General features: G+C 68.7%; 14 protein-coding genes. 3 read left to right on the top strand and 11 right to left on the bottom strand.

The features are described from left to right. Positions 1-17: 17 nt before the first annotated feature. Genes tsaE through PSR88_RS31395 form a run of 4 tightly spaced genes read right to left on the bottom strand, consistent with a single transcriptional unit; the run spans position 18 to position 4,265 of the window. The gene (tsaE, locus tag PSR88_RS31410) at positions 18-506 is read right to left on the bottom strand and encodes a tRNA (adenosine(37)-N6)-threonylcarbamoyltransferase complex ATPase subunit type 1 TsaE (RefSeq protein ID WP_011598171.1); all 489 of its coding nucleotides are present in this window, start codon (positions 504-506) and stop codon (positions 18-20) included. Continuing rightward, positions 496-1,560 carry an alpha/beta fold hydrolase gene (locus PSR88_RS31405; protein WP_009479394.1) on the bottom strand — a complete coding sequence of 355 codons (1,065 nt, stop codon included), beginning with the start codon at positions 1,558-1,560 and terminating at the stop codon, positions 496-498. Before PSR88_RS31405 ends, tsaE begins: the two co-directional genes overlap by 11 nt. Before the next feature lie 3 nt (positions 1,561-1,563). After that, entirely contained in the window at positions 1,564-2,766 is a 1,203-nt protein-coding gene (gene alr, locus PSR88_RS31400) for an alanine racemase (RefSeq protein ID WP_016883226.1), read from the bottom strand. Between the two features lie 17 nt (positions 2,767-2,783). After that, positions 2,784-4,265: a bifunctional ADP-dependent NAD(P)H-hydrate dehydratase/NAD(P)H-hydrate epimerase gene (locus tag PSR88_RS31395; protein WP_016883227.1), complete on the bottom strand. Its 1,482-nt coding sequence runs from the start codon at positions 4,263-4,265 to the stop codon at positions 2,784-2,786. Positions 4,266-4,317: 52 nt separating this feature from the next. Between PSR88_RS31395 and PSR88_RS31390 the strand changes: the two genes are divergently transcribed. Further along, complete coding sequence (locus PSR88_RS31390; protein WP_063711559.1) at positions 4,318-4,692, top strand: cupredoxin domain-containing protein; 375 nt, start codon at positions 4,318-4,320, stop codon at positions 4,690-4,692. Between the two features lie 37 nt (positions 4,693-4,729). Here the strand turns inward: PSR88_RS31390 and glmS are convergent, their stop codons facing one another. Next, entirely contained in the window at positions 4,730-6,592 is a 1,863-nt protein-coding gene (glmS, locus tag PSR88_RS31385; RefSeq protein WP_011598168.1) for a glutamine--fructose-6-phosphate transaminase (isomerizing), read from the bottom strand. A 97-nt stretch (positions 6,593-6,689) separates the two neighbouring features. Between glmS and PSR88_RS31380 the strand changes: the two genes are divergently transcribed. Continuing rightward, positions 6,690-7,526: a dienelactone hydrolase family protein gene (locus tag PSR88_RS31380; RefSeq protein ID WP_009479388.1), complete on the top strand. Its 837-nt coding sequence runs from the start codon at positions 6,690-6,692 to the stop codon at positions 7,524-7,526. Between the two features lie 9 nt (positions 7,527-7,535). On the opposite strand, the gene PSR88_RS31375 is transcribed toward PSR88_RS31380, so the two are convergent. From PSR88_RS31375 to ddaH, 6 genes are all read right to left on the bottom strand, one after another. After that, the gene (locus PSR88_RS31375; protein WP_237724115.1) at positions 7,536-8,381 is read right to left on the bottom strand and encodes a hypothetical protein; all 846 of its coding nucleotides are present in this window, start codon (positions 8,379-8,381) and stop codon (positions 7,536-7,538) included. A 119-nt stretch (positions 8,382-8,500) separates the two neighbouring features. Beyond that, entirely contained in the window at positions 8,501-9,838 is a 1,338-nt protein-coding gene (glmM, locus tag PSR88_RS31370) for a phosphoglucosamine mutase (RefSeq protein WP_016883228.1), read from the bottom strand. A gap of 137 nt (positions 9,839-9,975) precedes the next feature. Next, the gene (gene rpsI / locus PSR88_RS31365) at positions 9,976-10,512 is read right to left on the bottom strand and encodes a 30S ribosomal protein S9 (protein ID WP_005239729.1); all 537 of its coding nucleotides are present in this window, start codon (positions 10,510-10,512) and stop codon (positions 9,976-9,978) included. Beyond that, a complete protein-coding gene (gene rplM / locus PSR88_RS31360; RefSeq protein WP_005239728.1) occupies positions 10,509-10,952 on the bottom strand; it encodes a 50S ribosomal protein L13 in 444 nt (147 codons plus the stop codon). Before rplM ends, rpsI begins: the two co-directional genes overlap by 4 nt. Positions 10,953-11,120: 168 nt before the next feature. Beyond that, a complete protein-coding gene (rocD, locus tag PSR88_RS31355; protein ID WP_016883229.1) occupies positions 11,121-12,347 on the bottom strand; it encodes an ornithine--oxo-acid transaminase in 1,227 nt (408 codons plus the stop codon). Between the two features lie 6 nt (positions 12,348-12,353). Next, positions 12,354-13,271 carry a dimethylargininase gene (ddaH, locus tag PSR88_RS31350; protein WP_083853102.1) on the bottom strand — a complete coding sequence of 306 codons (918 nt, stop codon included), beginning with the start codon at positions 13,269-13,271 and terminating at the stop codon, positions 12,354-12,356. 81 nt (positions 13,272-13,352) lie between these two features. On the opposite strand from ddaH, the gene PSR88_RS31345 reads away from it, so the two are divergent. Next, positions 13,353-13,805 carry an Lrp/AsnC family transcriptional regulator gene (locus PSR88_RS31345; protein ID WP_009479382.1) on the top strand — a complete coding sequence of 151 codons (453 nt, stop codon included), beginning with the start codon at positions 13,353-13,355 and terminating at the stop codon, positions 13,803-13,805. Positions 13,806-13,885: the final 80 nt, after the last annotated feature.

Below are 13,885 nucleotides of genomic sequence, written 5' to 3'. Positions count from 1 at the left end.
TCCCGACACCCGACCCGTCAGGAAATCCACTCCCAGTGGGCGGTGCGGACGTCCGTCTCCGGCTCGCGGCGCAGGCGTACCCGCAGATGACGATCGGCAAGCTGCTCCGCGATGCCCTCGCCCCATTCGACGACGACAACCGCTGCAGCCAGGTCGGTGTCGAGGTCGAGCGCGTCGAGTTCGTCCAGCGCATGCGGGCCGCTTCCGCCCAGTCGGTACGCGTCCACGTGCACCATCCCGACCGGGGTGCCCCCGTCGGGCCGCGTGCCCGCCCGGTGCTCCCGCGCGATCACGAATGTGGGCGAAGTCACCCGCCCCTGCACGCCGAGCCCGGCTCCGATCCCCTTCGTCAGTGCGGTCTTCCCCGCACCGAGGGGTCCGTCGAGGACCACGAGATCCCCGGCGACGAGGCCCCGGGCGAGATCTCGGCCGAACTGCTCGGTGTCCTCCGCCGTCGGCAACACCACGGTCCCGCTCACGGGCAACACTCCTTCTTCAGCCGACATCGGACTGCTCACGCGACTCGTACGTCTTCAGGCCACGATGCAGCACCCGGTCGACGGCGTCCGACACCACGGACGGGAATTCGAGCTGCACCAGATGGCCGGCACCGCGTACCCGCACCAGTTCGGACTCCGGAAGGTCCGCTGCCAGTTTCCGGGAGCTGCCGAACGGGATGATCATGTCGCTGTCTCCGCACACCACGACGGACGGGGTGCGCTCGATCGCCTCGAGTGACGCGGACTCGTCGTGCAATTCGAGTGTGCGCAGAAAGTTCACGATGGTCACCACCGACGTCCGGTCCAGCATGGAGTCGGAGAACTTGTGCAGCCGCGGACTCACGTCCGTGCCGTACGACGCCGCCCGCAGAATCGGGGTGATCAGCACGCGGGCGGCGCCGCGCGCGTGCTGGACGAGTTCGGGCGAGGTCCGGACGGCCATCCGGAAGCCGTCGATGACCGGGTTCTGCAGGTTCCGCGTCAATCCGGTCTCGCTGAGACCCGCGGCGGCCGTGGCCACCAGGCCCACACCGACCACCCGCGACGCCACCAGTTCGGGCCGCTGCCCGGCGAAGGCCAGGACCGTCATCCCGCCCATCGAATGCCCCACGAGCACAACCGGTCCGGTGGGGGCCTTAGCCTCGATCACGGTCGCGAGATCGGCGCCCAGCTGAGCGATGGTGCAGCTCGCCGTGGACGGCACACCCGAATCGCCGTGCCCGCGTTGGTCGTAGAACACCATCCGCACGTCGTCGCCCCACCGCTCGGCGAGCTGGCGGCGCTGGAAATGCCACGACGTCATGTCCAGGCAATAGCCGTGCACGAACACCGCCGTCACCGGCGCGTCCTCGGGGCCGACCTCGCGGACCGCGAGCGCGACGCCGTCCTCGGTGACCACGACGCTGCGCCGGTCCCGCGACATCAGCGTGAAGTCCTCGTCACCGTAGATCTCGCGGCCCGGCCGGGTCGCGGTGCGCAGCGCGTTGACGCCGGCGACCGAACCGAGGGCCAGCGCGCTCAGCAGGCCGCCGACGAGCCCCAACCGCTTCGACAACCCCATGATCTAGGTGCCCGTTCCGCCGACGTAACTGCGCACCGTGCGTCCGCGTACCCCTGTCACCACCTCGTAGTGAATGGTGTCGAGTTCATCGGCCCACGCTTGTGCGTTGGGTTCGCCGAGGTCTCCGTTGCCGAAGAACACGGCGGTGTCCCCCTCCCGGACTCCGCCGCCGTCCGGTCCGAGATCGACGACCACCTGGTCCATGCAGACGCGTCCGATACCCGGCCGTCGCTGCGCGCCCAGCTGGACCTCGAATCGGCCGCTGAGCGAGCGCGGCAGCCCGTCGGCGTACCCGAACGGCAGCAGCGCCACCGTCGTATCCCGTGGGGCCACCCACTGGTGCCCGTAGGACACGCCTTCACCTGCCGCTACCTTCTTCACCAGAGCCACCCTCGATCGCAGTGTCATCGCCGGGCGCAACCCGAACTGACCGAGTTCGGGTACGGGCGACAACCCATATATCGCGATTCCCGGGCGAACCATGTCAAACCGCAGGTCGGGACGGGTCAGGGTGGCCGCGGAATTGGACAGGTGCACCACTTCGGGGACCAGTCCCTGACGCTTGGCATCCGCGATCGCGCTGATCAGCCGATCGCGCTGGGAATCGATCCAGGCGTGGTGCGGCTCGTCGGCGTGGGCCAGATGCGAGAAGATGCCGCGCAGCCGCACCGAGCCCTCGGCCTGTGCGCGCGCCAGATCGACGAGGACCTGCGCCAGTTCGTCCGGCGCCACCCCGTTGCGGTTCAGTCCGGTGTCGACCTTGATCGTGACGATCGCCGTGGTGCCGACGCTCTGGGCGGCAGCGACCACCGCGGCGAGGTGACGGGGCGAGGAGACACCGAGTTCGACTCCGGCCGCGATCGCGGGGGCGAAATCGGCGTCGACGGTGTGCAGCCAGGCGAGGACGGGTGCGTCGATGCCCGCGCGGCGCAGAGTCAGCGCCTCCGACACCGTCGTCACGCCCAGTTCCGACGCTCCGGCGGCCAGCGCGGCGCGTGCCACGGGTACGGCGCCGTGGTTGTAGCCGTCCGCCTTCACGACGGCCATCATCGCCGCGTCCCGGGCGCTGTCGCGCAGGATGCGGACGTTGTGTGCGATCGCGTCCAGATCGACGACGGCCTCGGCCTGCGGTGCCGGCGCCTGCGTGGGCGCTGCGGGTTCGCTGTGTCCGTGGTCGTCGGCCGGTACTGCTTCAGCAAGCGTCATATGTTCGATCCTGCCATTCACGATGAGGCCGGCATTTCTTCGGGTGACACCCCCGCACGAAGAACTCTGATCGACTCCCTGAGGTGCGCGAGCAGCGTCCCGGCGGAGATCGGTGCTGTTCCGCGACCTGCGGAGAGGTCCGCGCCACCGCCTCGGGCGGCCAGGTTCGCGGCCAGCGAGTGCGCTCGCGCACCCACCGCCGCGGCCCGGGCCGGGCCGATACCCGCGGCCATGAGTGAGCCGATGATCCCGGCGAGTACGTCCCCCGCCCCCGCGGTGGCGGACCAGGACCCGCCCGCCTCGTTGACGAAGATCCGGCCACCGGGTTCCGCGATCACCGTGGCCCGCCCCTTCAGCAGCAGGTGAACGTTCCAGTCGGCCGCGAGAGCGCGTACCGACGCCACCCGGTCCGGACCCGGATCCGTCCCCGTCAGCCGGGCGAACTCCCCGGCGTGCGGGGTCAGCAGTGTCGCTGCGGTCCGCGACCGCACCAGATCCGGGTCCTCGGCGAGCAGGGTCAGACCGTCCGCGTCGACCAGCACGGGCACGTCGGAGTCGAGCACCGTCCGCAACGTGCGACGGGCGGCGTCGTCGGTTCCCATGCCCGGCCCGATCACCCACGACTGGACACGTCCCGCCTTCCCGAGATCGGCGGTCGCGATCACCTCCGGCGCGTGCGCGAGCACCTCGTGCGTGCACGGCCCGGCGTAGCGAACGAGCCCCGACGTGGCCGTGACCGCGGCGCCCGTGCACAGCACACCGGCACCCGGGTAGCCGTCGCTGCCAGCGACAACCCCCACCACGCCCTGCGAGTACTTGTCGTCGTCCGCCCCCGGCACCGGCCACGCAGCACCGACGTCGGCGGCGTCGAGGGCGGTGATCCCGGCATCGCCGAGCGACAGTCCGATGTCCACGAGCTCGACTCGGCCGCAGTGCGCGGCGCCGAGCACATGGACCGGTTTGAGGGCACCGAATGCGACGGTGACGGCGGCGCGCACGGCGGGCCCGTCGACCGCACCCGTGTCCGGGTCCACACCGCTCGGCAGGTCGGCCGACACGATCGGAGCCTCGATCCGGTCGACCAGCGCGGCAGCATCGGGTCGCAGCGGCCCCCGGCCGGAGATTCCGACGATCCCGTCGACCACCAGATCGGGCAGGCCCAGCTCGTCGGACGGGGCGGCCACCCGGCCGCCTGCCGCGGTGAACGCGGCCAGCCCCGCCTCGTGCGCCTTCTCCGGTTTCAGCAGGACCGCGGTGGCCGCGACGCCACGCCCCCGCAGCATCGACGCCGCCCACAACGCGTCCCCGCCGTTGTCCCCGGACCCCACCAGCACCGTGATCGTTCGACCCGCGACGCCCCCGGTCCGCGCTCGCAGCTCCGCCGCCACCACCGTGGCGAGCCCATGCGCTGCGCGTCGCATCAGCGCGCCGTCGGGAAGAGACGCCAGCAACGGCGCCTCGGCAGCTCGAACCTCGTCAGCGGTGTAGTAGCCCCGCATGGGAACTCCTCGTCGAGAAGGGTCGGTACCGGGTCAGACTACGCTCGACGTCATGCGTGGACGTGGAAGCTCGTGGATCGCCGGAGTGGCTCTGGCCGCAAGCATTTCGATGGCGGGCGTCGTGTCCGGGTGCAGTTCGCCGGACACCGCGGCGCCCGAGGCCCCGACCGGACCCGTCGTGCAGGTCGCGAACATGGCGTACGCGCCCGCAACGCTCACCGTGAAGGCAGGAGATACCGTCACCTGGAATTTCGACGACCGGGGTGTCACCCACGACGTGGTGGGTGTCGGCGCCGCGAAAAGTGTGCTGCGGAGCCGGTTGATGCAGACCGGCACGTTCACGTACACGTTCACCGAACCTGGGACCTACGAGTACACGTGTTCGCTGCACCCCGAGATGACGGGCACCGTCGTCGTCACCCCGTAGGGGCGCGGCCGGCCCGGCCACGCCCCTACGGTGGTTGTTATTCGACGGTGACGGACTTCGCGAGGTTGCGCGGCTTGTCGACGTCGTAGCCGCGCGTCTGCGCGACCTCCGCCGCGAACACCTGCAACGGCACCGTCGACAGCAGCGGCTGCAGCAGCGTCGGGGCCGCCGGGATCTCGATCAGGTGATCGGCGAACGGGCGCACGGCCTCGTCGCCCTCCTCCGCGATCACGACGGTCCGCGCACCGCGGGCCTGGATCTCCCGGATGTTGCTCAGCAGCTTCGAGTGCAGCACCGCGCGCCCCTTCGGCGACGGCATCACGATGATCACCGGCAACCCGTCCTCGATCAACGCGATCGGCCCGTGCTTGAGCTCGCCGGCCGCGAAGCCCTCGGCGTGCATGTACGCCAGCTCCTTGAGCTTGAGCGCACCCTCGAGCGCCACGGGGTACCCCACGTGGCGGCCCAGGAACAGCACCGTCGACGACGACGCCAGCTCCCGAGCCAGCGCCCGCACCGGCTCGACCGTCTGGAGTACCCGGCTCACCAGGTCGGGCATGGCCTCCAGGTCGGCGTACTCGCGTGCGACCTCGTCCGGGTACTTGGTGCCGCGGGCTTGGGCGAGGGCCAGGCCGACCAGGTAGTTCGCCGTGACCTGCGCGAGGAACGCCTTGGTCGACGCGACACCGATCTCCGGACCTGCCCGGGTGTAGAGGACGGCGTCGGCCTCGCGGGGAATCTGGGCGCCGTTCGTGTTGCACACTGCCAGCACCCGCGCCTTTTGGTCCTTGGCGTGGCGCACGGCCTCGAGAGTGTCGGCTGTCTCACCGGACTGCGAGATGGCCACGACCAGCGTCGACCGGTCCAGGACCGGGTCGCGGTAGCGGAACTCGCTGGCGAGCTCGACCTCGACGGGAAGCCGGGTCCAGTGCTCGATGGCGTACTTAGCGAGCAGCCCCGAGTGGTAGGCGCTGCCGCAGGCGACGACGAAGACCTTGTCGACGTCGCGCAGCTCCTGATCCGACAGTCGCTGCTCGTCGAGAACGATCTTCCCATCCGCGAAATGCCCCAGGAGGGTGTCCGCGACCGCGGCCGGCTGCTCTTCGATCTCCTTGAGCATGAAGTAGTCGTGGCCGCCCTTCTCGGCGGCGGCGAGGTCCCAGTCGATGCGGAACGGGCGGCCCTGCGCCTCGGATCCGTCGAAGTTCAGGATCGAGTACCCGTCCGCGGTGATCACCACGACCTGGTCCTGCCCCAGCTCGACCGCGTCACGGGTGTGCTCGATGAACGCCGCGACATCGGACCCGAGGAATGTCTCTCCCTCGCCGACACCGATGACGAGGGGCGTCGAGCGACGCGCCGCGACGATGGTGTCCGGGTGGTCCGAATGCGTGAAGACGAGCGTGAACGCGCCCTCGAGCCTGCGCAGCACGCTCAGCGCGCTCGCGACGAAGTCACCGGCCGTCTCGCCCGAGGCGTAGGCCCGCGCGACGAGGTGCACCGCGACCTCGGTGTCGGTGTCGCTGACGAAGTCGATTCCGTCGTGTTCGAGTTCGGCCCGCAAGGGGGCGAAGTTCTCGATGATGCCGTTGTGCACGACGGCAACCGTGTTACCCGCATCACGGTGCGGGTGCGCGTTGCGGTCGGTCGGCCTGCCGTGCGTGGCCCACCGCGTGTGACCGATCCCGGTGCTCCCGGTGAAGTGCTCGGCCCCGACCTCGTCAAGTTCGGCCTCGAGATTCGCGAGACGACCCGCCTTCCGCTCGACCGCCATGCCGCCGTGGCCGTCGAGCACGGCGATACCGGCGGAGTCGTATCCGCGGTATTCCATTCGCCGCAAGGCCTCCACCACAACGGTCAGAGCCTGCCGGTGGCCGACGTATCCCACGATTCCGCACATGGTTCATCAGGGTACTTGGACCGGGCGACGCGACGAAGTCGGAGTGTGGGCCCCATCGGCTCTATCGCCGGCCCGCGAATCGGATAACGTTCTCCCCGTGGCGCCGAAACCGAAGACCCTGGCCCGTGAACTGTCCAAGCGAGGACCGCACCGCGTGCTGCGGGGTGACCTCGCACTCGCCGGACAGCCGGGCGTCGTATACACGCCCGAATCAGGCTTCAACCTGCCCGCCGTCGCGTTCGCGCACAGCTGGATGGCAGGTGCCGACCACTATCGGAAGACGCTCGAGCATCTGGCGTCGTGGGGAATCGTCGTGGCCGCCCCCAACAGCGAGCGGGGTCCCGTGCCCTCTCACCTGGGCCTCGCCACCGACCTGCGGGCCACCCTCGACATCTGTGTGGGTGTGCGTCTCGGTCCCGGCCAGATCAGCGTGCGGCCTGACCGCGTCGCGTTCGCAGGACACGGGATGGGTGCGGGTGTGGCAGTGCTCGCCGCCGCGCAACGGGACGTATCGGCGGTCGCCGCCCTGTTCCCGGCACCGACCGCACCTAAGGCCGAGAGATATGCGTCCAAGATCACAGCGCCGGGGCTCGTCGTCGCCGGTGCCGACATCGACACCATGAACAGCAACGCCAAGGCGCTGGCCGAGGCGTGGGGCGGAGAACACGTCCTGCGCGCCGTCAACGGTGCCAAGGAGTCCGGGCTCACCGAGGGACGCCGTCTCCTGGGTGCACTCGGCATCGGCGGTTCCGAGCGGAAGACCCAGCAGATCACGCGCGCGCTGCTCACCGGCTTCCTGCTCTATCACCTCACCGAGGACAAGAAGTACGAGGTGTTCGCGAAGGCGGACGCCGAACTTCCCCACACCACGCTCGTCGATCCGCACGAGGAGCACACCGACGCCGGCTTCGAGGGTGTGCTCCCGCACATTTGAGTTCTCCGGTCACACCAGCCAGCTGCGCGGACGATAGAACTCGTCGTCGTCGAGTGTTTCCGGTGGCGCAGCAGCGGGTGATGCCGCTGCAGGCTCGGTCCGGCTACGGCCGGACCGGTTCGCCGCGGCTTCCTCGTCTCTGGCTCTGCGCTCGTCGATCCGTTCCCGGAACATGTCGAGGTCGGCCCGCATCTGTGCCCGTTGCGCGCGCAACTCTGCGGCTCGGTGGCTCACAGTGGCCCCGCCTCGGCCAACTCGGCGCCGCTGTCGAATCCGCCCACGGGACCTGTGGCCGATTCGGGCGCGGACCGCGATTCCTGTAGCGGCGGGAGCCGGCTCCTGCTGCACTGACACCGCCTGTGGTTGCGGGTCGGCCGTGGCGTCTCCGGCCGATGCAAGGGCCGGTGTGTTCTCGTGGTCCGGCACGGCGTCCGCGGCCGGTCGGCCGGGCGTCGGCTGTTCTTCGGATGTCGCGTCCGTGGCGGCCTCGGTATCACCGCTGACCTGTGATTCCGGGGTCGGCGAGGCGGGCGCGCAGTCGGCATCTGCGGAGTCTCCTTCGCCCGCAGCGGTTCCCGCTGCGATCTGCGGCAGACCATTTGGGCCGATCTCGACTCCGAACCTGGCTGTCCCGCCCTGTCCGTCGTTCAGCTCGAGATGAATTCCCTGGCCGTCGGCATCCATGGCGAGGGTCCACGACTGTCCGTCGAGGTTCAGTTCGAGGCCCTTGTCGTGTGACGTGCCGTCGGCCGACTCGCCGTCGTCCTCCCGCGGATCACCGAGTTCTTCGCCGAGATCCTCAGTGTTCCGCTCCTCGTCCCTGCCGGTGCGGGCCGAGACGGTGTCCTCGATCAACGGGCAAAGGATCGAACCGAGATCCGCCAGACCTTGACGCACCAATCACCCGGGCCGGGCATGGGCCCGGGGCAGTAGTCATCGGAGGCGCCGCAGCAGTCATCGGTGCGGTTGTCCACTCACACGGAGGCGACGGTGCCCGCCAGTTCGTCGGCGAGTTTACGGGCTACTTCGATGTCCGACGCCTCGACCATCACACGGACGAGTTGTTCGGTTCCCGACGGCCGCAGCAGCACCCGGCCGTTGTCGCCCAGGCTGCGCTCGGCGGCCACGACCGCGTCCAGCACCACCGGGGACGCGGCGACGGCGCGCTTGTCGGCGACCCTCACGTTCACCAGAACCTGCGGGAGCGTCGTCATCGCCGACGCCAGATCTGCGATCGCCTGTCCGGTCTCCGCCATCCGGCCCATCAGCCGCAGTCCTGTCAACACTCCGTCGCCGGTGGTGCCGAAGGCGGGGAACACGACGTGTCCGGACTGTTCGCCGCCCAGGCTGAAGCCACCGGACCGGAGTCCTTCGAGGACGTAGCGATCACCGACGGCAGTGGTGACCAGCGTGATCCCGGCCTCCCGCATCGCGATGTGCAGACCGAGATTACTCATGACCGTCGCGACGAGGGTGTTGTCCACCAGTTCGCCTGCGTCGCGCATACCGAGGGCGAGCACGGTCATGATGGCGTCGCCGTCGATGAGGGAACCGGCGGCGTCGACGGCAAGGCACCGATCCGCATCCCCGTCGTGCGCCAGCCCCAGATCGGCGCCGTGCTCGACGACCGCCTTCTGCAGGCTTTCGAGGTGAGTCGACCCGCAGTTCTCGTTGATATTGAGTCCGTCGGGTTCGGCGTTGATCGCGACGACGGTGGCGCCGGCGGCCCGATAGGCGGCGGGAGCGACGCCCGATGCCGCGCCGTGCGCGCAGTCCACCACCACGGTCAGCCCGTCGAGGCTGTTCGGGAGTGCGGTGGCCAGGTGCTGCAGATACCGTTCCGCGGCATCCGGCACCGTGCGGACACGTCCGATCCCCGCACCGGTCGGCGCCCGCCGTGTCGTGGTCCCGGCGGCGACGGCCTCGATCCGGTCTTCCACCTCGTCGTCGAGTTTGTGTCCACCGGCCGCGAAGATCTTGATGCCGTTGTCGGGCATGGGATTGTGCGAGGCGGAGATCATGACACCGAGAGCTGCGTCCAGCGCCGCGGTCAGGTAGGCCACCGCGGGTGTCGGCAGCACCCCGACGTTCAGAACGTCGACACCGGCCGACGTCAGGCCCGCGACGACCGCCGCCTCGAGCATTTCACCGCTGGCTCTCGGGTCGCGACCGACCACAGCCGTCTTGCGTCCCCCCGAACCCGGCGACGCCAGCACCGTCGCGGCGGCGGAGGCCACCTGCAACGCCAACTCGGCGGTCAGCTCGGTATTCGCGAGACCACGAACCCCATCCGTCCCGAACAATCGACCCATAGACCAGACTCCTCGCACCTAGGAAACCCACTACATCTCGGATAAAGCACGAGAGCAGGCGTCCGGTAACGATGGACGCCTGCTCTCGGGAAGAACAGGTGCCGAAGCCGACCCCGGAGGGCGGCTTCGGCGACACATCAGCGCTTCGAGTACTGAGATGCCTTGCGGGCCTTCTTCAGGCCGTACTTCTTGCGCTCGACGGCGCGGGCGTCACGCGTGAGGAAGCCGGCGCTCTTGAGAGCCGGACGGTCCTCGGGGGTGACCTCGATGAGCGCGCGGGCGATGGCGAGACGCAGTGCGCCGGCCTGTCCGGACGGTCCACCACCGTGCAGCAGCGCCACGATGTCGAAGGACTCGGCACGCTCGACCGTCACCAGCGGAGCCTTGATCAGCTGCTGGTGCACCTTGTTCGGGAAGTAGTCCTCGATGGTGCGGCCGTTGAGCTTGAAGTCGCCCGAACCGGGGGTCAGACGGACGCGGACAACCGCTTCCTTACGACGACCGACGGTCTGGATGGGGCGATCGATCACGATCGGGGCCTGCGGTGCAGCAGCGGCCTCGATGTCCTCGGCGACCTCGGGCTCCTCGACGGACACGTACTCGTCCGCCGCGACCTCGACAGCCTCGGTGATCTCTTCGGGGTTGGACACGTTCTGCTCCTCCGGCGCCGTCACTGGGCCACCTGCTTGATCTCGAATGGCACCGGCTGCTGCGCGGCGTGGGGGTGGTTCGGGCCCGCGTAGACCTTCAGCTTGCTGCTGATGGCGCGACCCAGCTTGTTCTTGGGGAGCATGCCGACGATGGCCTTCTCCACGAGGCGGTCGGGGTTCTTGTCGAGAACCTCACCGACGGAGCGGGACTTCAGACCACCGGGGTGTCCGGAGTGGTGGTAGAGGAACTTGCCCTCACGCTTGTTGCCGCTGATGGCAACCTTCTCGGCGTTGATGATGACGACGAAGTCGCCGCCGTCAACGTGCGGTGCAAAGGTGGGCTTGTGCTTGCCGCGCAGCAAGTTGGCTGCCTGGACGGCAAGGCGGCCGAGCACCACGTCAGTGGCGTCGATGACGTGCCACGTGCGGGTCACATCTCCGGCCTTCGGGGTGTACGTAGACACAGAACTTCCTCGTCTTGTTCAATCCGCTGCTGGCCATTGCGTATCGTCGAGCGATTCCCGGCGGCCAGTTGAGACCCGAGAACCGCCAGCCACTGCGACACGAGGACGCAGCGGCGCACGGCACGCCAACGGAGAACAATACCGGTCGGTGAGGCCCAGGGTCAAAACTCACTCGGCGAGCGCATCGGCGAGCTGTTCGACCGCCCACGTCAGCTCGTCCCGTTCGATCACCAGCGGCGGGGCGATGCGGATCGTTCCCTCGTGCGCGTCCTTCGCGAGGACCCTGCGTGCCAGAAGTCTTTCACAGATCGTTCGAGCGGACGGCATACCGTCGGCCAGCTGCACACCGGCCCACAGTCCGCGCCCACGCACCTCCGAGACGTGGTCGGGGGGCAGTTGCGACAGCATTCTGTGCAGGTAGGCACCCAGGTCGCGGCTTCGCTGCTGGTACTCGCCGGTCTCGAGCAGGTCCACGACGGCGCTCCCGACCGCGCAGGCGAGGGGGTTGCCCCCGAACGTGCTCCCATGTTGTCCGGGGCCGATCACCGCCATCACCGGCCAGTCGGCGACGACGGCGGAAACCGGTATCAGACCACCCCCGAGTGCCTTGCCCAGGACGTACACATCGGGGGTGACGTTCTCGTGGTCGCACGCGAACGTGTCGCCGGTCCGCCCGAGCCCGCTCTGGATCTCGTCGGCGACCATCAGGATCCCGCGACGAGTGCAAATGTCCCGGACCGCTGCGAGGTAGCCGGGCGGTGGCACCAGGACCCCGGCCTCTCCCTGGATCGGTTCGAGGAGCACCGCCACGGTGTTCTCCGTGATCGCGGCCTCGAGCGCATTCGCGTTCCCGTATTCGACGGACGCGAAGCCCGCCGGGAACGGACCGAATCCGGTGTACGCGTCCGGATCGGACGAGAACCCGACGATCGAGATGGTGCGACCGTGGAAGTTCCCGGCGCACGTGATCACCTCGGCACGCCCCGGCGGCACTCCCTTGACGTCGTAACCCCATTTGCGGGCCAGTTTCAGCGCGGTCTCCACGGCTTCGGCGCCCGTGTTCATCGGCAGCACGGCGTCCTTCCGGCACAGCCTGCTCAGGTCCTCGCAGAAGGACGCGAACCGATCGTGCTGGAAGGCGCGGCTGGTCAGGGTGAGCCGGCCGAGTTGTTCGCGTGCCACCCGGACGAGGGTGGGGTGCGCGTGGCCGAAGTTGAGAGCCGAGTATCCGGCGAGTACATCCAGGTAGTCGACGCCATCGATTCCCTTCACCCACGAGCCCGCGCCCGACTCGATCACGACCGGCAGCGGCGCGTAGTTGTGTGCGCTGTGCTCGTCGGCCCTGATCAGCTGTTCACGCGTGGCATCCGACACGGAAACGACACCGTCCGACATTGCTGGTCACCCCTGATCTTCCACGACCCGGAGCCCGCGGAATCCGCGGAGCTCCAAAGTGCTGCACTTGATTCCGCCACCGGATTTGAGGAACTCCGAATAGTCGACCGGCACGGGCTCGTACCCGCGAGCGGACAATTGGTCTGCAAGGTGCGAAGCCTGCACGGGTAGCACCACATTGGCACCGTCGCTGACCAGGTTCAGTCCGAGCCAGTCGGTGTCCGTCTCGGCCGCGATCACCGCGTCGGGATACATCTCCTCGAGCAGAGCGCGACTGTCCGGCGAGAACGCCGCCGGCAGGTAGGCGATGGTCCAGTCGTCGAGCACACCCAGCGCGGTGTTGAGGTGGTAGTAGCGGGGATTCACCAGGTTCAACGTGATCACCGGGCGGCCGAGGTGGGCCGAGGCCTCGGCGTGTGACTGCGGGTCGGACCGAAATCCGGTTCCGGCGAGGATCACGTCGCCGACGACGAGGAAGTCACCCTCCCCCTCGTTGACATACCGCGGCAGGGTGGGCCTGACCAGCCCGTTGTCCAGGAACCACCGGAACACGTGGTCGGCCTCGGCCCGCCGCTCGGCGGACCGGTAGCGGGCGCCGAGCGCGACACCGTCGACGACGAGTCCGCTGTCGGTGACGAACACCATGTCCGGGAGCCCCTCGACAGGGTCGATCGTGAGGACCTCGTGTCCGAGCCGCCGGTACGTGTCTGCGAGCGCCGACCACTGCGACATCGCACGATCCCGGTCCACGGGTTCCTCGGGCCGCATCCAGTCGTTGATGGCATAGACGACGTCGAAATACGTGGGCGGGCACATCAGGTAACTCCGCGAGTGAGCACGCCGGGCCACGCGGGCGGCGTCGCCCCGCACCTCTGCCGTCTCTTCGTACGGGTTTTCGGACTCGATACCAGCAGTGGGCGCCATCTCCACTCCCCCTCGGTCGGTGTCGGTGAAATCAGTATCCACCCACCAAAAGCCCTGATCAATGCGCTAGCGTTCCATCACATGGATGATTCATTGCGTCTGGACGGGCTCGATCGGCGGATCGTTGCGCGGCTGGAGCGCAATGCGCGGTCCAGCTTCGCCACCATCGGCGCCGAGGTCGGGCTCTCCGCACCCGCCGTGAAGCGTCGGGTCGATCGACTGATCGAGTCCGGAGTGATCACCGGATTCCATGCGGCGCTCGATCCGCGTGCTCTCGGCCACGGCGTCGAGGTCTTCGTCGAGTTGTACTGCAGCGGCCGCACCTCGGCCGTCGAAATCGCACGGATCGTTTCTCGTCACACCGAGGTTCAGGAGGCGTACACCGTCACCGGGGATGCCAACGCCCTCCTCCGCGTCCGCACCACCGACACGGCACACCTGGAACGCACGCTGGAGAATCTGCGGTCGGAGCCGGCCGTACTTCAGACCAAGAGCAGCGTCGTCCTCAGCCGGCTGATACCGCCCGCCGACTGATCACTCGATCCCTCGTCCGAGACGACAGTGCCCCAGCAAAATGCTGGGGCACTCGACCTGTCACGCGAGGATCAGAGCAG

This window comes from Rhodococcus sp. DK176 (assembly GCF_038447315.2).
Taxonomy (GTDB): domain Bacteria; phylum Actinomycetota; class Actinomycetes; order Mycobacteriales; family Mycobacteriaceae; genus Rhodococcus_F; species Rhodococcus_F jostii_A.
The sequence above is the reverse complement of the archived record's forward strand: the minus strand, read 5'-3'. Positions and strand labels throughout refer to the sequence as shown.

Excerpts from the sequence above, each read along its gene's own strand:
- tsaE (WP_011598171.1), bottom strand. The coding sequence starts at position 506 with ATGTCGGCTGAAGAAGGAGTGTTGCCCGTGAGCGGGACCGTGGTGTTG.
- PSR88_RS31405 (WP_009479394.1), bottom strand. The coding sequence starts at position 1,560 with ATGGGGTTGTCGAAGCGGTTGGGGCTCGTCGGCGGCCTGCTGAGCGCG.
- alr (WP_016883226.1), bottom strand. The coding sequence starts at position 2,766 with ATGACGCTTGCTGAAGCAGTACCGGCCGACGACCACGGACACAGCGAA.
- PSR88_RS31395 (WP_016883227.1), bottom strand. The coding sequence starts at position 4,265 with ATGCGGGGCTACTACACCGCTGACGAGGTTCGAGCTGCCGAGGCGCCG.
- PSR88_RS31390 (WP_063711559.1), top strand. The coding sequence starts at position 4,318 with ATGCGTGGACGTGGAAGCTCGTGGATCGCCGGAGTGGCTCTGGCCGCA.
- glmS (WP_011598168.1), bottom strand. The coding sequence starts at position 6,592 with ATGTGCGGAATCGTGGGATACGTCGGCCACCGGCAGGCTCTGACCGTT.
- glmM (WP_016883228.1), bottom strand. The coding sequence starts at position 9,838 with ATGGGTCGATTGTTCGGGACGGATGGGGTTCGTGGTCTCGCGAATACC.
- rocD (WP_016883229.1), bottom strand. The coding sequence starts at position 12,347 with ATGTCGGACGGTGTCGTTTCCGTGTCGGATGCCACGCGTGAACAGCTG.
- ddaH (WP_083853102.1), bottom strand. The coding sequence starts at position 13,271 with ATGGCGCCCACTGCTGGTATCGAGTCCGAAAACCCGTACGAAGAGACG.
- PSR88_RS31345 (WP_009479382.1), top strand. The coding sequence starts at position 13,353 with ATGGATGATTCATTGCGTCTGGACGGGCTCGATCGGCGGATCGTTGCG.